The sequence below is a fragment of the Catenuloplanes nepalensis genome, from assembly GCF_030811575.1.
Lineage (GTDB): Bacteria > Actinomycetota > Actinomycetes > Mycobacteriales > Micromonosporaceae > Catenuloplanes > Catenuloplanes nepalensis.
In genome coordinates this window covers 2,053,621-2,072,791 of the sequence record NZ_JAUSRA010000001.1, presented here as the reverse complement: position 1 = coordinate 2,072,791, position 19,171 = coordinate 2,053,621, and the positions used below count along the sequence as shown (strand labels likewise).

15 protein-coding genes are annotated in these 19,171 nt (G+C 73.4%); 3 read left to right on the top strand and 12 right to left on the bottom strand.

Annotation, left to right across the window (positions count from 1 at the left end):
* Position 1: 1 nt before the first annotated feature.
* The 4 genes from J2S43_RS08575 to J2S43_RS08560 form a co-directional block, all read right to left on the bottom strand.
* Positions 2-1,009, bottom strand: a complete 1,008-nt coding sequence (locus J2S43_RS08575; protein WP_306828238.1) for a magnesium and cobalt transport protein CorA — start codon at positions 1,007-1,009, stop codon at positions 2-4.
* Positions 1,010-1,109: 100 nt separating this feature from the next.
* Positions 1,110-1,250 carry a hypothetical protein gene (locus tag J2S43_RS08570; RefSeq protein ID WP_306828236.1) on the bottom strand — a complete coding sequence of 47 codons (141 nt, stop codon included), beginning with the start codon at positions 1,248-1,250 and terminating at the stop codon, positions 1,110-1,112.
* A gap of 192 nt (positions 1,251-1,442) precedes the next feature.
* Positions 1,443-2,645 carry a PP2C family protein-serine/threonine phosphatase gene (locus J2S43_RS08565; protein WP_306828235.1) on the bottom strand — a complete coding sequence of 401 codons (1,203 nt, stop codon included), beginning with the start codon at positions 2,643-2,645 and terminating at the stop codon, positions 1,443-1,445.
* A gap of 172 nt (positions 2,646-2,817) precedes the next feature.
* Positions 2,818-4,350, bottom strand: coding sequence for a GGDEF domain-containing protein (locus J2S43_RS08560; protein WP_306828234.1), 1,533 nt, complete (start codon positions 4,348-4,350; stop codon positions 2,818-2,820).
* Positions 4,351-4,428: 78 nt separating this feature from the next.
* Here J2S43_RS08560 and J2S43_RS08555 point away from each other — a divergent pair, with 78 nt between their 5' ends.
* From J2S43_RS08555 to J2S43_RS08545, 3 genes are all read left to right on the top strand, one after another.
* On the top strand, positions 4,429-4,767 hold the full coding sequence (locus J2S43_RS08555; protein WP_306828233.1) for an alpha/beta fold hydrolase: 339 nt from the start codon (positions 4,429-4,431) through the stop codon (positions 4,765-4,767).
* Positions 4,768-5,073: 306 nt separating this feature from the next.
* On the top strand, positions 5,074-7,317 hold the full coding sequence (locus J2S43_RS08550) for a discoidin domain-containing protein (protein ID WP_306828232.1): 2,244 nt from the start codon (positions 5,074-5,076) through the stop codon (positions 7,315-7,317).
* Positions 7,318-7,502: 185 nt separating this feature from the next.
* Positions 7,503-7,901 (top strand): winged helix-turn-helix transcriptional regulator, encoded by a 399-nt coding sequence (locus tag J2S43_RS08545; protein WP_306828231.1) that lies wholly within the window; start codon positions 7,503-7,505, stop codon positions 7,899-7,901.
* A gap of 20 nt (positions 7,902-7,921) precedes the next feature.
* Here J2S43_RS08545 and J2S43_RS08540 read toward each other — a convergent pair whose 3' ends face one another.
* The 8 genes from J2S43_RS08540 to J2S43_RS08505 form a co-directional block, all read right to left on the bottom strand.
* Positions 7,922-8,605: an FMN-dependent NADH-azoreductase gene (locus J2S43_RS08540; RefSeq protein ID WP_306828230.1), complete on the bottom strand. Its 684-nt coding sequence runs from the start codon at positions 8,603-8,605 to the stop codon at positions 7,922-7,924.
* Positions 8,606-8,895: 290 nt separating this feature from the next.
* Complete coding sequence (locus J2S43_RS08535; protein WP_306828229.1) at positions 8,896-10,230, bottom strand: amidohydrolase family protein; 1,335 nt, start codon at positions 10,228-10,230, stop codon at positions 8,896-8,898.
* A 128-nt stretch (positions 10,231-10,358) separates the two neighbouring features.
* The gene (locus J2S43_RS08530; protein ID WP_306828228.1) at positions 10,359-12,218 is read right to left on the bottom strand and encodes an AfsR/SARP family transcriptional regulator; all 1,860 of its coding nucleotides are present in this window, start codon (positions 12,216-12,218) and stop codon (positions 10,359-10,361) included.
* 51 nt (positions 12,219-12,269) lie between these two features.
* Positions 12,270-15,014, bottom strand: coding sequence for a helix-turn-helix transcriptional regulator (locus J2S43_RS08525; RefSeq protein ID WP_306828227.1), 2,745 nt, complete (start codon positions 15,012-15,014; stop codon positions 12,270-12,272).
* A 20-nt stretch (positions 15,015-15,034) separates the two neighbouring features.
* Positions 15,035-17,896 carry an AAA family ATPase gene (locus J2S43_RS08520; protein ID WP_306828226.1) on the bottom strand — a complete coding sequence of 954 codons (2,862 nt, stop codon included), beginning with the start codon at positions 17,894-17,896 and terminating at the stop codon, positions 15,035-15,037.
* Between the two features lie 203 nt (positions 17,897-18,099).
* Positions 18,100-18,540 (bottom strand): hypothetical protein, encoded by a 441-nt coding sequence (locus tag J2S43_RS08515; protein ID WP_306828225.1) that lies wholly within the window; start codon positions 18,538-18,540, stop codon positions 18,100-18,102.
* 28 nt (positions 18,541-18,568) lie between these two features.
* Entirely contained in the window at positions 18,569-18,862 is a 294-nt protein-coding gene (locus J2S43_RS08510; RefSeq protein ID WP_306828224.1) for a hypothetical protein, read from the bottom strand.
* A 28-nt stretch (positions 18,863-18,890) separates the two neighbouring features.
* The gene (locus J2S43_RS08505) at positions 18,891-19,022 is read right to left on the bottom strand and encodes a hypothetical protein (protein WP_306828223.1); all 132 of its coding nucleotides are present in this window, start codon (positions 19,020-19,022) and stop codon (positions 18,891-18,893) included.
* Positions 19,023-19,171: the final 149 nt, after the last annotated feature.

The window sequence follows — 19,171 nt, the reverse complement described above, 5'->3', positions numbered from 1 at the left end:
CTTACAGCCAGCCGACGCGACGCAGCCGGCGGTACAGGAAGACCGAGCTGACCAGCATCACCGTGAGGACGCCGGGGTAGCCGTAGCGCCACAGCAGCTCGGGCATGAACGTGAAGTTCATGCCGTAGATGCCGGCGATGGCGGTCTGCATCGCGGCGATGGCCGCCCACGAGGCGATCTTGCGCATGTCGTTGTTCTGTTCCATGGTCACCTGCGCCAGGCGCGCCTGCAGCAGCGAGTTCAGCAGGTCGTCGTACTTGACGATCTGGTCCACCACGCGCGAGTGATGGTCGCTGACGTCGCGGAAGTACCGCCGGATCTCGGTGGGCAGCTCGACCGGCTGCGGCTGCTGCAACACGGTCAGCGGCTGCCGCAGCGGCAGCACGGCGCTGCGGAACTCCAGCAGCTCGCGCTTGAGCTGGTAGATGTGCTCGATGCGCAGCGCCCGGTCGCGGCTGAAGACGCCGTGCTCCACCGTGTCGACGTCGGTGCGCATCGCGGCCGCGATCCGCACGTACTCGTCGACGATCAGGTCGCACACCGCGTGCGCGACCGCCCACGGACCCTGGGCGAGCTGCTCCGGCGTGGCCTCCAGCTCGTCGCGCACCTGGCGCAGCGCGCCGGCGTGGCCGTGCCGGACCGTGATCACGAAGTGCGCGCCGACGAACATCCGCACCGACCCGGTGTCCACGATCTCGCTGGTCTCGGTCAGCTCGGCGTGCTCGACGTAGGCGGCGGCCCGCAGGACGAGGAACGCCGTGTCGCCGTACCGCTCGAGTTTCGGCAGCGGCTCCTGGTGCAGCACGTCCTCGACCGCGAGCGGGTGCAGGCCGAAGGCCGCGGCCACCTCGGCGAGCAGAGCGGCGCCGGGCTCGTGCAGCCCGATCCACACGAACGCGCCGGGCGTCCGCCGCGCCCGCTCGTACAGCGCGACGACGTCGTCCTGCTCGGGTGCGCGGACGCCGCCGGCGTACAGCGCACAGTCGACGATTCCCTCTGTTGTGTGCACGATGCCTTTTCCGATCGCCGGTGAGCCGGTCCTGCACCGGTCGCGAAGCAGCCTATTGCCGCGCATCCGGCCGGCGTCGCGCAGGTGAGACCCGCGCCGATCAGCGCGGCGAGCCGCCGGCGCCGGGATCCGGCTGCACGGTGACGAGCACGAAGATGAAGATGATCCAGGCAACGGCGATCAGCACGACCAGTGACGGTGCCCGGTGCCGGCGCCGCAGACTCACGATCTTGCGACGCACCTCGTCACTCCCCCGGGCTCACCTCGCGGCGGCCACCTCCGCCACCGAGGACGTCAGCGTACACGTCGCCGGCACGATCTCCGGCGGTCGCCGTCGGCACCGCGACCGGGCGGGGTCGCGCCGCGGCACGGGGCGACGCGGGCCGGTTCGGCCCAGGTCCACCCGGCCGGCGATGGGCGATCCGGGCGGCGGTCACGGCTCGAGGTCGGCCGGCGAGCCGTCCCGCCACGCGGCCAGCAGGACGGTGGCGTCGTCCTGGAGCGTGTCGTCCTGGTGGTCGAGGATCGCGTGGACCAGGCGACGGGTGGTCTCCGGCGGCGGCAGGCGGTCGGCGACGGCCCTGACCGCGAAGTCGATGAGCCGGTCGATGCCGAACAGGTCGCCGTCGCGGGAGCGGGCCTCGATGATGCCGTCGGTGTACAGCAGCAGCTGATCACCGGGCTCCAGCATCTCCTCGACCACGACCGGGGCGCGCAGATCACCGAGCGGGACCGGCAGCGCCGTCGGCGTCGGCAGCACCTTGACGACCTTGCCGCCGCGCAGCACGATCCCGCTCGGATGACCCGCGGAGATCACCTTCAGCACGCCGGTACGCTGGTCCAGCTCGGCGAGCACCGCGGTGATCATCCCGGACCGGTCGTAGGCGCGGACCGCGCCGTCGATGTGGTGGTAGGTGCCGATCAGGTCCAGACCGGACCGGCGGGCGTTGCGGTACGCGCCCAGCGCCTGGGTGGCGAGCAGCACGGCGCGCGTCCCGCCGGCCGAGCCGTGCCCGGCCGCGTCGAACAGCGCCAGGTGCGCGACGTCGCCGTTGACCGCGTAGTCGAAGGCGTCGCCGGCCACGTCGTAGCAGGGTTCCAGGATGCCGCTGACCACCAGCCGCTCGGTGGCGAAGGTCAACGGCGGCAGCTGCGCACGCAGGATCTCCGCCGGCAGCCGCATCGGCTCGCGGCGGCGTACCCGCTCGATGGTGTCGGTGTAGAGGTTCCTGGTCACGATCATCTCGCCGAGCAGCGACGCGACCGCCTTGCAGTCCTCGACGGCCTGCGCGGTCAAGACCGAGGCCGCGACCACCTCGAGCACGCCGAGGCGTTCCGCACCGTCGAGCACGGGCACCCACAACCGCACCCCGTCGTCGTCGCCGTCCGCGGCGATGGTCTCCGTCATGCTGTACGCGCGACCGGGCAGCGTCCCGTCGACCGGCAGCGACTCACGCGCGGGAGTTCCGGGGCCGGCCAACGGCATCAGATGCCGCTGCTGATGATCGACCAGATAGATGATCAGAGCGGTCGCGTCCAACTGGGCGGCGGCGCGCATCACCATCCCGGGCAGATCCTCCGGCCGGGCCCGGTGCACCTGCCTCAGCAACTGCCGCACCGCTTCCAAGCTGCTCATACCGCCTCCGACCAGTGGTCACCACGCACCAGCCCATCATTCTGCCGGGTACGCCGGGCGGCACGACCGGCAAGGCTTCGATGTGTCCCGCAGCCGGCCACGGCCGTACCACCCGCACACCGGCAGGGGTTCCCGCCGTCCGGGGCACCAGCCTCGGCCGGTGCCCCGGCCATCACCGCGCAGACGCCTCGGCGGGTGCGGGATCGGACCTCCGTCTGCCGGCGGTGGCCTCCGGTCCGCACCGGCGGATCAGGCCCTTGCCGGCGGCCTTGGCCGCGTACAGCGCCATGTCGGCCTGGTGCAGCAGCCAGTCGGGGTCGTACGCGTCCCCGGTGACCGTGGCGATGCCGATACTCGCCCGGACGAAGGTGGTGTGCCCGGGGACGATCGACATCGGCGCGGCCAGCCGGTCCGCCACCCGGGCCGCGACCGCCTCCGCCGCATCGGGCTCGTCCAGGCGGGGCAGCAGCACCACGAACTCGTCGCCGCCGAGCCGGGCGGCGATGTCGTCGTCGCGCAGGCAGTCGCTGAGCCGCCGGCTCACCTCCACCAGCAGGGTGTCGCCCGCGGCGTGCCCGAAGGTGTCGTTGACCGGTTTGAAGTCGTCCAGGTCGAGCATCAGGACGCCGGCGCAGGTGTCCGGCCCCGCCTCGGCCAGCTCCGCGGCCAGGCGGTGGTAGAACGCGCCCCGGTTCGGCAGCCCGGTGAGCAGGTCGTGGTTGGCCTGGTGATGCAGCATGGCCTGCTGCTCGTCCATCCGGCGCAGCAACCCGCGCACGAACATCAGGCCGAGGAACTGGCGTACGAAGGCGAGGCCGACGGTGACGAGCAGGGTCCAGGTCAGTGCCGGGCTGAGCGTGCCGTGCCGGGCGTAGAGGCCGACGACCCCGCACAGCGCGAGGCCGGTCGGCACGTACGGCAGCAGGACCCAGGCGCCGGAGAACCACCGGCGGCCGGTGGCGTCCGTCTCCGGCAGGCTCGCATGAGCCGCCAGCGCCGCGAGAATGCCGCCGACGAACGGGCCACCCCCGGCGCCGTACGAGTACCAGGGAAGCTGATGCGCCTGGTTGTAGACGGCGATGGTCTGAGACACGACGATGACCGCGAGCGCGCACAGGAACAGACTGAGCGCGTGCAGGTGCCGGCCGTGCTCGGTGCGCGAGACGAACACCAGGGCCGCGGCGAGGCTGACGATGTTCGGCAGCATCAGCGCGAGCAACGACAGCCGCGCCGATTCGGGCAGGACGGCCGCCACCGGGCCGAGCACGAAATGCCACGCGACCATGAACAGGGCGCTCGCCACGGCCGCGATGTCGACCATCTGGATGAGCCGGGCGAACCTGTCGTCCGGGGGCGCGGCGTGCAGCCACAGCATGACCACGGCGGTCATCGCCGCGGGGACCGCGACGACGACGGCCAGCCCGGCCAGCTCGGGCCGGCCCAGTACTCCGCTGAGCCCACCCAGCAGGTACGCGGCGGCGAGCAGCGCGTCGGTGACCACCCCGGCCCACCAGCCCGCACGGATACGGCCACGCTCGGCCCGCGCGTGGCGAAGGCAGCCGACGAGCGCGTACGTCACCGCTGCCGAGGCCGACAGGTAAACGAGTGCAGACCCCGCCTGCGTCGTCAGCCCCGGGAGCACCAGCTGCACCAGCACACCGGCGGCCACGGCGACGGCGAGCAGCACACTGACATTCCGCCTCACCCTCGACTCTTCGACCACCGCAGCCGAGCCTTTAGCGAACATCCGATCCCCGTGCTGCTGCGCGCGGGCCCTCGACCCGTGGCAGGCGCCGTCACCGAGGCCGACATCGACGAGTTCACCCGCACCTACGCCCGCCCAGGCGGCTGGCGGGGCACCGAAGGGCTCTACCGTTCGACGCTCGGCGACAACGGCCGGACCCGCACGCTCGCCGAGTCCCGGCCGCTGACCGTCCCCGTCCTGGCGGTCGACGGCATCAACGCCCCGTTCACCGCCCGGACGATGCACCAGGTCACCCGCGGCGACGTCACCGCGATCCGGATCCCGGACGTCGGCCACCTCGTCGCCCAGGAGGACCCCGCCACCTTCGCCACCACGCTCCTCGACTTCACCGACCGCGTCGACCAGGGCCGCCGATAGCCGGGTGGCGCATCCATTCCGCGCCACCACGCGACTCGACGATCGGGCTCCCCGTTCATGAGCCGCCCGGTGAAACTCGATGACCGATCCAGGGTGTTTCACCAGGTCAGCGTCGTCGGCGACACCAGCGGCGACACCGCGGTCCCCACTGCCCGTTCGGAGCTTATGTTGCCGAGCTGTTGACCCGCCGCGTCATCGAGGTAACAATCGCAGAGAGCGCTCTCCCGTATCGATGTCGCGTGATCCCCGGCTCCGCCGTACGTCTGTCTCACGGACACGCGGCACCCCCGTCTGACAGGCAGGAACATGACACCCCCGACACTCACTCCCCCGCCGCCGCACAAACGCCGGCGCCGCGGACTGGTCGCGCTCAGCGCCGTCCTGTCCGCAGCCCTCGGCATCGGCGTCGCCGGGGTCACCCTCAACGCCAACGCCGCGGAGGTCCCGCTGTCGCAGGGCAAGCCGGCCACCGCCTCGTCCGTCGAGGCCGGCTTCACCGCGGCCGCCGCGGTCGACGGCGACACCGGCACCCGCTGGTCCAGCGCGTTCGCCGATCCGCAGTGGCTGCAGGTCGACCTGGGCAGCACCCAGTCGATCAGCCGTGTCGTGCTGAACTGGGAAGCGGCGTTCGCCTCGGCGTTCACCGTCCAGACCTCGCCGAACGGTTCCACCTGGACGGACATCACCCCGGTCACCAGCGGTACGGCCGGCGTGCAGACCCTGAACGTCACCGGCAGCGGCCGGTACGTACGGATGAACGGCACCACGCGCGCCACCCCGTACGGCTACTCGCTCTGGGAGTTCCAGGTGTTCGGCACCGGCGCGAACCCCACCACGCCCCCTCCCACGACGAGTCTGCCCACCTCCGACACCCCTGACTTCGGCCCGAACGTGCGGATCTTCGATTCGTCCTCGTCGGCGGCGACCATCCAGGCAGCGGTGGACCAGGCGTTCAACGCGCAGCTGCGCAGCCCGACCGCGCAGTTCGGGAGCCAGCGCCACGTGTTCCTGTTCAAGCCCGGCACGTACGGCCGGGTGTGGGCGAACGTCGGTTTCTACACCACGATCGCCGGTCTCGGCCTCAACCCCGACGACGTGACGATCAACGGCGCGGTCAACGTCGACTCCGGCTGGAACCACGGCGACGAGAGCAACGCGACCCAGAACTTCTGGCGCAGCATGGAGAACCTGTCGATCGTGCCCGAGGGCGGCACCAACCGGTGGGCCGTCTCCCAGGCCGCGCCGATGCGCCGGGTGCACATCAAGGGCAACCTGACCCTGGCGCCGTCCAACCAGGACAACGGGCAGGGCTACTCCAGCGGTGGCTACCTGGCCGACGCCGTGGTCGACGGTGTCGTCTCCTCCGGCTCCCAGCAGCAGTGGTACACCCGCGACAGCCGGATCTCCCGCTGGGACGGCGGCGTGTGGAACATGGTCTACTCCGGCGTCCAGGGCGCCCCGGCCAACGCGTTCCCGAACCCGCCGCACACCACGCTGGCCACCACGCCGGTGACCCGGGAGAAGCCGTACCTCTACGTCGACAACGCCGGCCTCTACCGCGTGTTCGTACCCGCGCTGCGGCGCAACTCCGCGGGCGCGAGCTGGCCGAACACCGCCGGCACCTCGATCCCGATGCGGGAGTTCTACGTCGCCAAGCCCGGTGACAGCGCCGCGCGGATCAACTCCGCGCTCGCCCAGGGCCTGAACCTGTTCTTCACGCCCGGCACCTACTCCCTGGACGAGACCATCCGGGTCACCCGCCCGAACACCGTGGTGACCGGCATCGGCTTCCCGACCCTGATCCCGAACAACGGGGTCGAGGCCCTGAACGTCGCCGACGTCGACGGAGTCAAGGTCAGCGGGCTGACCTTCGACGCCGGGACGACGAACAGCCCGACGCTGATGAGCGTCGGACGGGCCGGCGTCCACACCGACCACGCCGCGAACCCGATCAGCCTGCAGGACGTCTTCTTCCGCATCGGCAGCAGCGTGCAGGGCAAGGCCACCACCACCCTCGCCGTGCACAGCGACGACACGATCATCGATCACATCTGGGCCTGGCGGGCCGACCACGGTGGCGCACCGACCGGCTGGACGGTGAACACCGGCGACACCGGCCTCATCGTCAACGGCGATGACGTCCTGGCCACCGGCCTGTTCGTCGAGCACTACCAGAAGTACGAGGTGATCTGGAACGGCAACCGCGGGAAGACGATCTTCTTCCAGAACGAGAAGCCGTACGACGTACCCAATCAGGCGGCCTGGATCGGTCCGCGGGGCAACGGCTACGCCGCCTACAAGGTCGCCGACAACGTCACCGATCACGAACTCTGGGGTGGCGGCTCGTACGCCTACTTCAACGTCAACCCCAGCGTCCGGGTGGACCGGGCCTTCGAGGTGCCCAACCGGGCCGGCGTGCGGCTCCGCAGCATCCTGACCGTCTCCCTCGGCGACGTCGGCACCATCGTCAACGTCGTCAACGACACCGGCGGCGCCGTCCCGAACCCGGCCGGCAACACCGTGCCCCGCCAGGTCGTGGCCTACCCCTGATCCTTCGACCCAGTCAGAGCCGACGTGATTCCGCGGCCACCGGTGCGATCCAGCGCCGGTGGCCGCGGCCGTTGAATGCAAAAGGCACACGGATGTGCGTACGGGGACAGAGATCTTCGTCGTAGACAGCGATAGCCGCCGGGTGTTTCATCGGGAGGAACTCACCTTCCACGGAGGTTCCCACGATGACGACCAGCGATACCGCCCGTGCCACGCCGGACGCGGATGCGTGCGGGGACCTGCCGGTCGAGAACGGCGAATTCGTCCGGCAGACTCTGGGCCGGGTCGGCGACAGGTGGTCACTGCTCGTCATCGCCCGCCTTCAGGACGGCCCGCGCCGCTACGGCGATCTGCACCATGCCGTCGAGGGCATCTCCCAGCGCATGCTCACCCTCACCCTGCGCCAGCTCGCCGAGGACGGACTCGTCACGCGCGCCGCGTACGCCGAGGTGCCGCCCCGGGTCGAGTACTCGTTGACGCCGCTCGGTGAGAGCCTCCTCGACGCGGCCACGACGCTCATCCGGTGGGTGTCGGATCACCACGCCGACATCCGCGCGCACCGGCGGCGCGGCGCCGTTCCCTGACCGGACACCCGTGGCCGCCGTCAGGCGACGGTGAAGGTGGCCGCCTGCTGCGCGCCCGGCACCGCCCGCACCTCGTGGAGCGCGAACGACTCGCCGGCCGCGCGCGCCGCGGCGTGGGCGGCGGCCAGGGAGTCGTGATGCCGTGGGATCAGCCCGGACAGCATCGGCAGCACCTCGGCCAGCCCCCACGAGGAGGTGATGAACGCGAACCGCAGGCCCATGTCCACCCCGAGGATCTCCCGGACGTTCGGGACGAGGTGGTCGCGGCCCTCGTGCGGCTCGCCCGGCCCGTACGACCCGCCCCGGGAGGAGATCAGCACCGCCGGGCGCCCCGCGGTCGGCGGCCCGTCCGGCAGGTGGATCGTGCGACCGGAGACCGCGATCTGATCGATCCACGCCTTCAGGACCGACGGTACGCCGTAGTTGTAGATCGGCGCGGTGAACAGGTAGCCGCCCGCACCGAGGAACTCCTCCAGCAGCTCGTCCTGCACCGCCTGGGCCGCGGCCTGCTCCGGCGTGTGCCGGGCCCGGTCGGTCAGCCGGGCGGAGATGCCGGCCGCCGTGATGTGCGGGACCGGCGTGGCGGCCAGGTCCCGGTAGACGATCTCCGTCCCGCCCCAGGAGTCGAGAAAGGACCGGGCTATCCGGCGGGAGATGGACTCCTCGGCGAATGCCGTGGCGTCTATGTGAAGGAGGTAGGACATGATTGTTCCATTCGTCGCGAAACGATCTGATGCCGAATGAAGCGCCACTGTCTATCGGCGCGCAATGGAATACTGCATCAGATCCGAATCGCGTACAAAATGCACATCGGTGTCCGCGGCGAAGGTACGTGTGCGTCACGCACAAGGACGTTCGCAACCGCCGCCGATGTGCGTTCTCAGGCCCCGATCAGCTGGGCGGCCGGTGCGTAGAAGCCGCGCGGGCCGGCGTCCGTGGCCGGGGAGTCGCCGGACGGGCCCGGCCCTGCTCTCGGCGGGGCCGGGCCCGGCGCTCAGCTGCCCGCGGCGGCCAGCAGACGTGCCCGGGAGGACTCCGCCCGGCTCCGGGCCAGCGCGGTGTCGCCGCTCGTCAGGACGCCTCGCCGCTTGCGGAACTCGCCGCCGACGAGCACCGTGTCGACGTCGCGCGCGTCGGCGGACACCACGGACGCGTAGGCGTCGCCGCCGGCCAGCCGCACCGGCGAGGGCGCGGTGTCGACCAGAATGACGTCCGCGCGCTTGCCCGGCGTGAGCGAGCCGATCCGGTGATCCAGGCCCAGCGCGCGGGCGCCGTCGACGGTGGCGAACTCGACCGCCTGGCGACTGGTCAGCGGCACCGTGGCCGGCGCCTCGCCGCGGGCCAGCAGCGTGTCGTACTGCCGCAGACGTTCGGCTTCCAGAACCGCGCGCATCTCGTCGAAGAAGTTGCTCGGCACACCGGCGGTGACGTCGACCGACAGCGACGGGCGGATACCGGCCGCCAGCAGCCGGCCGGTGGCCGGGAAGCCGTGGCCCATCATCATCTCCACCCGCGCCGACACCGAGGCGTGGCTGCCGTTGTCGGCCAGCATCTTCAGTTCATCGTCGGTCGACGTGTTGGCGTGCACGAAGATCAGGTCGGGTCCGAGGAGTCCGTGGTCGTGCAGCGCGGTGATCGCCCGCTGGCCGCCGAGCAGCCCGATCCCGACGTGCATCGACGCGCGGACGCCGAGGTCACGGGCCAGCGCCAGGTCGTCCGCGGTCGTGTCCAGGGTGGCCATCTCCGGGCCGCGGATCGCCAGCGCGAGGGTCAGCGACTGGTCGGGCGAGCTGAAGTACCGCGCGGCGAGCCGGCGGGCGTCGTCCGGGTGCCGCCGCTGACTGGCGTAGTACCACGACGAGTCGGAGGTGGGGGTGCTGTGGCCGAACACCGCGCGGATGCCGGAGTCCCGCAGCGCGCTCACGGAGGCGTCCGCGTGCTCCGGGGTGTTCATGACGTGAGCCCAGTCGAAGAGCGTGGTGATGCCGCTGTCCAGGGCCTCCAGCGCGCCGAGGAGGGTGCCGTCGCGGACGTCGTCCGGGGTGAACAGCGGGGAGAACCGGCCGAGCAGGCCGGTGAAGTACTCGTTGAGCGTCCAGTCCGTGGCGATCTGCGCGAACGCGCCCTGCCACGTGTGCCGGTGGGTGTCGACCAGGCCGGGCATGACGATCATGCCGGTCGCGTCGACGACCTCGGCGTCCTGTACCTCGAGCCGCGCGCCGGCCTCGCGGATGACGCCGTCCTCGATGAGGACGTCGCCACCCAGGTGATCACCTACTGCGGGGTCCATGGAGAGCACGTGACCACCGCGAATCAGTATGCGAGCCATCGGATACCTTTCGTCGTGTTCCGGGATGTCCCATGCCGCCGATCCCTCGGACGGGACCGGCGAGGGCAGCCGCCGGAAGCACACCCGCCGGACGCCTACAGGGCATCAACGTTTGCTGGCCGGCCCGGTCAGGCCGCCGCTACGAGCTGGTGGACGACGTCCGTGGTCCGGCGCAGCGCGGCGTACCGGTGGATCAGCGGGCCGACCCGGTACCGGCCGGGTTGCCGCGCGTCGATCAGGAGACGCTCGGCCAGCACGTCGAGCGCCGTCACCGCGTCCTGCTCCGCCATGCCGAGCAGGCCGCCGATCTGACCTGCGGACACGGTGCCGCCGGTGGCGGCCGCGATCGCCGCGAGCACCATGGACGGCGCGGGTCCGAGTGTCTCCCGGACCGTGTCGAGGCGGCGGTAGATCTCGTCCGCGTCGTCGTCGGCGTCCAGGCCGCGCTCCGCGTCCGCGAGAGTCCACGCTGGACGTGCGGCGAGGCGGGCGGCGAGCCCGCGCAGCGTCGAGGGCAGGCACGACCGCGACTCGACGAGGCGGACCGCGGCGCCCGGCTCCGCGGCCACCCGCGCCGCGCCGATCCGCCGGCCCAGGTAGCCGAGGGCCTCGGGCGTCGCCAGCGGGCCGAGCCGGTGCCATTCCGCGCCGATGGTGCCGGTGCTGACCCGGTCGGTGGTGAACAGCACGGCGCACCCGGCGGCGGCCGGCAGCAGCGGGCGCAGCAGCGCGTCTCCGCCGGTCAGGTCGTCGGCGACCACCAGGATCCGCCGCCCTGCGAGCGCGGTCCGCCAGGCACCCTCCCGCTCGGACAGGTCGGCCGGAATGTCCGGATCGGCCATACCGAGGGCCCGCAGCCAGCCCGCGAGCACGGCGCCGGCCCCGGACGGCCCGCCGGGACCGGAGCGCGCGCCGGTCCCGGAGGGCCCGCCCGTTTCGGAGCGCGCGCCGGTCTGCGCGCCGCTGAGATCGGCGTAGAGCACGCCGTCCGGGAACCGGTGCGCGACGCGCCGGGCGATCATGGCCGCCACCGCGGTCCTGCCGCTGCCCGGCAGGCCGGCGATGCCGATCACCGGGATCGCGGTGCCCTGATCGAGCGACTCCGCGACCCGCCGCACCAGGCCGGCCCGGCCGGTGAAGTCCGACGGCGGCGCCGGTACCTGCGCCGGGATACGCGCTGCCACGCGCGGCCGGGTCCGCACCGGCTCGTCACCGGCGAGGATCTCGGCGTGCAGGCGGCGGAGGCCGGCCCCCGGGTCGACGCCGAGTTCGTCGGCGAGCACCGCCCGCGCACGGTGGAACGCGGACAGTGCCTCGGCCTGACGGCCGTCCCGCCACAGCGCCAGCATCTGGAGCTCGCGCAGGCGCTCGCGCAGCGGATCGGCGGCGATCCGCAGGGAGAGGTCGGCCAACGCGGTGGCGTGCCGGCCCAGCGCGATGTCGGCGTGGATCCGTTCCTCCTCCGCCGCGCCGCGCAGATGCTCGATGCGGTCGCGGTGAGCACTCGCGTACGGGCCCGGCGTCCCGGCGAGCGCGATGCCGTCGAAGAGGCCCAGGCCGGCCGCGAGCCGCTCGGCCGCGTCCGCGAAGTGCCGCTGCGCGATCGAGGTGGCAGCCTCCGCGACCGTCTCACGGAACCGGGAGAAGTCCAGCCACACCCGATCCGTACGCAGCCGGTAGCCGCCCGACCCGGAGATGATCAGCTCCTCGGGGCCTTCCGGGCACAACAGTCGCCGCAGCCGGGAGATGTAGGTACGCACGGTGCCGACCGCGGCGACCGGCACGTTCTCCCCCCACAGGCCGCCGGTCAGCTCGTCCAGAGTGGCCGGCGCGCCGTCCCGGAGCAGAAGCATGGCCAGCAACGCACGCTGCTGCGGCGCGCCGAGATCGATCTCGCGACCGGATCGCCACGCCCGGACCCGCCCGAGGATCGAGAACCGCCACTCGGGCTGCTCCTTCGGGCGCACGAGATGGAGTCTGGCTGTCATGACGGCAACCGTAGGTTCGGGCATGACGCGCGCGCTTACGTCAGGTGACCCCTATCCGGAGTCCGGGCGGGTGACGTGCATCGCCCCGGCCAGCTCCGACCGGGAGGAGATGCCGAGCTTCGGGAAGATGCGGTAGAGATGGTTACGGACCGTCCGGGGCGAGAGGAACAACCGGTCACCGATGTCGCGGTTGGTCAGCCCGTCCGCCGCCAGGTTCGCGATCTGCAACTCCTGCGACGTCAGCGTGTGCGACATGGTGCGGGCCAGACCGGACACGTTCGCACCCGATGACCGCAGTTCCCCGGCCGCCTGCCGCGCCCAGGGGCCCGCGCCGGCCGACTCGTACAGGTCGTAGGCCTCCCGCAGCGGCCCGTGCGCGTCCGCCCGCCGGCGCTGCCGCCGCAGCCTGCGGCCGTGGTGCAGCAGCAGCGAGGCACGCTGCCACGGCCAGTCGTGCAGGCCCTTCGCCAGCGCCGCCTCAAACGCGGCCTCCGCCTCCCCGTCCGGGGCCAGCAGCGGCGCGCTCGCCGCCGTCGAGGCCAGCAGCAGCGGCGAACCGGTCCGGGCGGCCAGCTCCGTCATCTCCGCGTGCAGTCCGCGGACCTCGTCGAGCCGCCCGGACAGCGCCGCCGCGTCCATCAGATCGGTCAGGCCCCAGTCGCGCGAGTTGCGGTTGTGGGCGCCTCCGTGGGGATCGAACATCCGCATCAGCGCCTCGAAGGCCACGGCCGGCTCACCGGCGGCGAGTCCCGCGGCGCCCCGCACCACCTGCACCATGGAGATCAGCGACGTGGCGCCCGCCCTGTTCAGCGCCGCCTCCGCCCGGTCGGCCGCCGCCCGGGCCGCACCCACACCGCCGCGGCGCGCGGTGGCGACCGCGTCGGCCAGCAGCGCGGTCAGTACCCAGCGCGGGTACTTCGACTCCTCGGCCAGCCGGACGGCCTCGCCGGCGGCGACGATCGCGGCCGGGTGACGGGCGAGCAGCACACAGGTCCAGGCGTCGTGCACCAGCGCCGCGGGCAGCTCGGAGACATCGCCGACCGCCCGCAGCCGGGCGATCGCGGATCGGAGGATCTTCGCCGCGACCGGCGCCGCACCGAGGCTCAGCGCGGTCTCCGCCAGGACCACGTCCAGTTCGACCGGCCCGCCGCCCGGCTCCAGGCGCTCCAGCCGTGCCAGCGCCTCCCGGCCGCGTTCCCACGGCGCGACACGCGCCAGGATGATCGCCCGGAGGATGTCGTCCCGGTGCAGCGGCAGCGACTCGGCCGCCCGGACGAGCAGCGCCCGGTCTGCCGTGTCCAGATCGGACCACCAGGCCAGCGTGCAGCGGCTCTCCATCAGGTGAACGGCCTCGGCCGGATGACCAGCGCCGTGCGCCAGCACCACCTCCGCCATCTCGATCAGCCCGGCCCGCCCCGACCAGCGCTCCCCCGACATCGCGTCATGAAGGTGCCGCAGGAGACACCGGGTGATCGGGTCGATCAGCGGCGAGTCCGCGTACTCGGTGATGAACCGGGTCAGCGACCGCGTCCCGCCGAGCCCGGCGACGCGGATCGCCGCCACCTCACGCCGTACCGCGTCCGCCGGATCCGGGCTCAACTGCGCCGCACGTTCCAGCGCGGTCGCGACGGCGAAACCGGTGCCACGCCGGACGGAGCGCTCCGCCAGCCGCTCCAGGCTCGCCGCCACCGACTCGTCCGGGCCGGGGAGCGCGGCCGCGCGGTGCCACAGTCCGCGCACGTCGTCGCGGACCGTCCCGGCCAGGGCGGCGTGCGCGGCGCGCCGCAGCTCCGGATCCGCGGACCGCTCCACCGCCGCGCGCATCAGCGGGTGCCGGAACCCGAGACGGCCGTCCGTGTCACGGATCAGACCGGCGCTCTCCGCCGGCGCCAGGTCGTCCAGCGTCACCGGCCCGCCGGCGAGCACACCGGCGGCGGCGAGCGCCTCCGCCGCGGTGCTCTCGTCGTCGACGGCGATGACGAGAAGCAGCACCCGGGTCGCCGGAGGCAGCCCGGCGACCCGATCACCGAACGAGCGTGCCAGCCGATCGGTCAGCGGAAGCGTCGGCGTGGCCGTCACGTCGCGCTCGTCGCGCACCACGAGCGGCAACTCGATCAACGCGAGTGGGTTGCCCTCCGCCAGACCGCGCAGGTGTTCACGGACCAGCGGAGGCAGGTGCGGGGCCTGCGCGTCGATCAGCGCGGCCGCGTCCCGGTCGTTCAGCGGATTCACCGGTACGACCCGGGTCTGCGACTCGGTCAACGGGTTGCCGGCCAGGTCGTCGTCGCGCGCGGCCGCGATCAGCAGCACCGGATCGTCCGCCAGGCGCCGGGCCACGAACGCCAGCACCCGGCAGGTGGCCAGGTCGAGCCAGTGCGCGTCGTCCACGGTCACCACGAGCGGCGCCCACTGTGCGGCATCGGTCAGCAACTGCAACGTCGCGAGCCCGACATGCTGCGGGATGACGCCGGGGCCGGTGTCCTCGCCGTCGCCCAACGCCGTCAGCAGCGCCTGACGGGCCCTCGGTGGCATCTCGCCGATCTCGTCGTGCAGCGGGGCGAGCAGGCGGCGCAGAGCGGCGAACGGGCGGTCCCGCTCGGACGGCGTTCCGGTACAGCTGAGCACGCGCGCGCCGGTCCGGCCCGCCCGTTCGGCCGCCGCCGCGAGCAGCGCGGACTTGCCGACCCCGGGGTCACCGAGCAGCAGCAGGCCGCCACCCTGGCCCGCCCGGGCCCGGGCGAGCGCCTCCGTCAGGACGGCGATCTCGGTCGCACGGCCGACGAGCGATGGCGGCATGGCCGATGATGCTACGACGCTCACGTTCTCTCGTAGTCCTCCAGTGCGCGGGCGAGGCCGGCCCGCCCGGTCACGCGGAGCTGAGGGAAGATCCGGTACAGGTGGGTGCCGACCGTCCGAGGTGACAGCAGCAGCCGGTCACCGATCTCCCGGTTGGTCAGTCCGGACGCGGCCAGCCGGGCGATCTGCAGCTGCTGCGAGGTCAGTGCCTCCGCGCCGGCGGACGGCCGGGCCCGCAACTGCTGACCGGACGCGCGGATCTCCGCACCGGCGCGGTCCGCCCACGGCGCCGCGCCGAGCGCGCCGAAGATGCGGTGTGCCTCGCGCAGCGACGTCCGGGCGGCGGCGGCCCGGCGCTCACGGCGCAGCCACTCCCCGTGCGCCAGCAGCAGCCGAGCGCGATGCCACGGCCACTGGCTCAGATCATGAGCTACAGCCGCGTCGAACGCGGCCGCCGGCTCGTCCTCCAGCAGGGGCGCGGTCGACACGACCCCGGCCCGCAGCAGCGGCGAACCGCCACGATCGGCGAGCGCGGCCAGCTCCGCGTGCACCGTCCGCAGCCGGGCCACGTCCCCGACGCGTACCCCGGCCTCGATCAGATCCGGCAGTGCCCACGCGCGCAGGTGAGGATGGCGGGCCGGTGACGCCGGGTCGAAGATCCGCCGCAGCCGGTCGTAGGCGAGCGCGAACTCCCCCGCTCCGAGCGCCGCCGTACCGCGTGCGAACTCCACCTTGGCCAGCAGCGGGTACGCCCCGGTCCGTACCAGCGCGGTCTCCGCCTCGGCCGCCGCGAGGTCCGCGGCCTGCCGGTCGCCGCGCCGGCCGGCCACCATCGCGTCGGCCAGTCGTGCCATCACCGCCCAGCGCGGCTGACCGACCTCCTCGGACAGTCGCCGGCACTCCGCGGCGGAGGCCGCGGCCAGATCCAGGTCGCCGACGTGCACCGCCGCCCAGGCGCGGGCGGCGAGGGTCTGGGCGAGCAGGCCGAGGTGTCCCTGGGATCTCAGTCCCCCGACGGCGCGGTCGAGGAGCCGGAGGACGGCCGGCATGTCCCCGGCCGCACCCGCGGCCTGGCTCAGACGTACGTCGTCGGCCGGATCGCGGGGGGTGTCCCGCGCCGACGCGTACCGGAGGCGGAAGTCCGGTGCGTGCTCGTCCGGTGCGGCGAGCGCCAGCAGCGCGCTGCGCATCAGGTCGTCCGTGCACAGGCCCGGGTCGCGGATCGCCTCGGTCAGCCGGCGCAGAACCGGAGCGGCCGGCGTCGCCCACCAGGCGCGGACCGCCGCCGAGGCGAGCGTGGAGACCGCCCGCTCAGCGTGCCCGTCGCTCCGCAGCCGGCGGGCCAGTTCGATCGCCGCGGCCACGCTGTTCTCCGCGGACCAGTCACGGCGGAACAGCTCCTCCTGCCAGTACGCCAGGCGGGCGCGGCTGACCGGATCGGCCGCCAGCACCTCCAGCTCGGCGGCCAGCCGGGAGAACCTCGGGCCGCCACCCGCGCCGAATCCGATCTCGGCGGCGGCCACCAGGCGGCGGACCCGCTCGGCGCGGTCCGGGCTGAGCCGGGCCGCGCGTTCCAGCGCGACCGATGCGGCGTCCGGAGCGCCACGCTGGACGGCCCGGTTCGCGGCCTGCTCCAGCTCCGCGGCGACGGACTCGTCCGGAGCCAGGCAGGCCGCGGCCCGGTGCCGGACCCGCCGGTCCGGGTCCTCGGCCAGGACCGCCGCCAGGGCGGTGTGCGCCGCGTGCCGCTGCGCGGCGGTGGCGGCCCGGCGTACCGCCACGCGCATCAGCGGATGCCGCAGGCGCAGGGTGCCGTCGCCGGTCTCCAGCATTCCGGCACCGACCGCGTCCGCCACGTCCTCCGGGCGTACGGCCCGCCCGGCCGCACTCCCGGCCGCACTCCCGGCCGCACTCCCGGCCGCACTCCCGGCCGCACTCCCGGCCGCACTCCCGGCCGCACTCCCGGCCGCACTCCCGGCCGCACTCCCGGCCGCACTCCCGGCCGCGGCGAGGATCTCCCCGGCGTCGTCGCGGTCGTGCAGGGCGGTCGTGAGCAGCAGCATCCGCGCGCCGTCCGGCAGCTCGCCGGCCCGCGGGCCGAAGGCACGCTCCAGCCGGTCGGTCAGTGGCAGGTCCCCGTCCGGCTCGTCATCGTGGCGCAGCGCGACCGGCAGCTCGGCCAGCGCCAGCGGGTTGCCCCGGGCGACTTCGAGCAGGCGCCGCCGCCACCGGGGCGACAGGCCGGGGGCATGCGCCTCCAGCAGGGCGGTCGCGGCCCGGTCGTCCAGCCGGCCGAGCACCATCTCCCGTGCCGCGGGCACCTCGCCGAGCGGTCCCGTCGGCACGGCGTCGCGGGCCGTGGCGATCAGCACGACACGCGCGTCGCCGAACCGGCGCGCGCACCACGCGAGCACCTCGGCCGTCGACCGGTCCAGCCAGTGCACGTCGTCGACGGTGACCAGCACCGGCGCCGCCGCGGACTCCGCGGCCAGCAGCGCCAGGACGGCCACGGCGACCTCGTGGCGGGAGATCGACGCGCCGCCGCCCGGACCGAGCGCGTCGCGCAACGTGTCCCGCGCGGGGAGCACCGAGGTGCCGGCCGGCGTCCGATCCCGCCGGAGGACGGGGCGCAGCATCTCGTGGAGGCCGGAGTAGGGCAGATCCGACTCGATCGGCACGCCCGCGCAACCGAGGACCCGCATGCCCCGGGCGGTGGCACGCCGCCGGGCCTCCGCCAGCAACGCGGTCCTGCCGATGCCCGGCTCACCACGCACCGTGACGACCGTGCCGCGGCCGGACGCATCCGCCAGCACGGCGTCGACGAGGGCGAGTTCGGCGTCGCGCCCCAGCAGCGACCATTCCAGCGGCCGTCGCATCACCATCGACCAGATGGTACGCCGCCGGCGCTTCGCCGACGCGGCACTCATCGAGACCCGGCCGACGTGCCCGTACGCCGGCCAGGCCCTTCCGGAAGTGACCCGTCAGAACCGGACCCCGGCTCGCGCGATGTCGCCGACGCGGCCGAACGGCGGGTGCGGAGCGCCGGCGCACGGCGCGCTCGCTGCGCGGCGTCACTTCGCGGTCGTCAGCGGCGGGGAGTGGTGAGGGCGATCAGGAACTGGCCGCCGCCCTGGTCGATGGTGGCGGTGACCGGGAGGTCGGGGGCGAGGCGGGAGAAGCGGTCGGTGAGCCAGTCGGCGGCCTCCTGCGCGTCGGCGCGGCTCGGGGCGCGGGCGACGACCTCGCGGCCGCCCTTGCGGGCGAGGCGGTCGGCGACCGCGATCAGCGGTGCCGGCTCGGCCACGCGCAGGCGGTCCGGCCAGGCGATGACCACCTTGACCGCGCCCTTGCGGGTGTTGCAGGCGCGGTGCGCGAGCCGCTCGGGCACCTTGGCCTTCCGGTCGGCGGTCCGGCTGTCGACGCTGGGGCCGCGCGCATCGTTCACCGGCGTGCCGGGGTCGACCGGCTCGTCGCACACCCAGCAGCGCCAGCCGTCACGTTCCGCCACGTCCTCGAGGAGACTCATACCGGCAAACCTAGTGGAGCGGGGCCGGTCACGGTCGTGGGGACGTCCGCACCCAGGATCGCCCGTGATCGCCGCGCGGGCGGGTCGCGGCCAGGCATCGCTCGCACAGATGCCGGATCTCGTCGTCCTCGGTGAGCGCGTCCGAAGAGCGATATTCCCACGGTACGTGCGGGAAGCGGCGCAGCCCGGCCTTGGCCAGCGGCACCCCGCACACGGTCTGGTTCGTCCCCGGCAGCCAGGCGTGGGCCTCCCCGGCCGGCTGCCGGGCGACGTCGCCGCGCACCTGCCCGGAGGCGGCCACCGAGTATCGCGTCGTTGCCATGACCGCCGCATACCCGCCGCGCGCGGCCTCACGCGTGCACGATCGGGACCTCGTAGCTGACGTCGACGTCGCGCTGGATCAGGTCGGTCATGCCGTCGACGTCGAAACCCGTGGGAGCCGGCGGGGCGTCATCCCGGTTCTGTGCCACCACAGTGCACACCCGAGACTCCTTCGCAGTGAGGAATTTCCGCTGGTCGGCACACTGGTCGACTGCTCTCCCCACGACGAGGACGGCCGGACCGGCACCGGCATGTGCCCGTGCGGCTCTCGGTCGCTTGTGCCGACGGCCGGCGTGCCGATGACGACCTA

Bases quoted from the DNA above. Each gene is read 5' to 3' on its own strand.
- J2S43_RS08565 (WP_306828235.1), bottom strand. From the start codon at position 2,645: ATGAGCAGCTTGGAAGCGGTGCGGCAGTTGCTGAGGCAGGTGCACCGG.
- J2S43_RS08550 (WP_306828232.1), top strand. From the start codon at position 5,074: ATGACACCCCCGACACTCACTCCCCCGCCGCCGCACAAACGCCGGCGC.
- J2S43_RS08545 (WP_306828231.1), top strand. From the start codon at position 7,503: ATGACGACCAGCGATACCGCCCGTGCCACGCCGGACGCGGATGCGTGC.
- J2S43_RS08540 (WP_306828230.1), bottom strand. From the start codon at position 8,605: ATGTCCTACCTCCTTCACATAGACGCCACGGCATTCGCCGAGGAGTCC.
- J2S43_RS08535 (WP_306828229.1), bottom strand. From the start codon at position 10,230: ATGGCTCGCATACTGATTCGCGGTGGTCACGTGCTCTCCATGGACCCC.
- J2S43_RS08530 (WP_306828228.1), bottom strand. From the start codon at position 12,218: ATGACAGCCAGACTCCATCTCGTGCGCCCGAAGGAGCAGCCCGAGTGG.
- J2S43_RS08525 (WP_306828227.1), bottom strand. From the start codon at position 15,014: ATGCCGCCATCGCTCGTCGGCCGTGCGACCGAGATCGCCGTCCTGACG.
- J2S43_RS08520 (WP_306828226.1), bottom strand. From the start codon at position 17,896: ATGGTGATGCGACGGCCGCTGGAATGGTCGCTGCTGGGGCGCGACGCC.
- J2S43_RS08515 (WP_306828225.1), bottom strand. From the start codon at position 18,540: ATGAGTCTCCTCGAGGACGTGGCGGAACGTGACGGCTGGCGCTGCTGG.
- J2S43_RS08510 (WP_306828224.1), bottom strand. From the start codon at position 18,862: ATGGCAACGACGCGATACTCGGTGGCCGCCTCCGGGCAGGTGCGCGGC.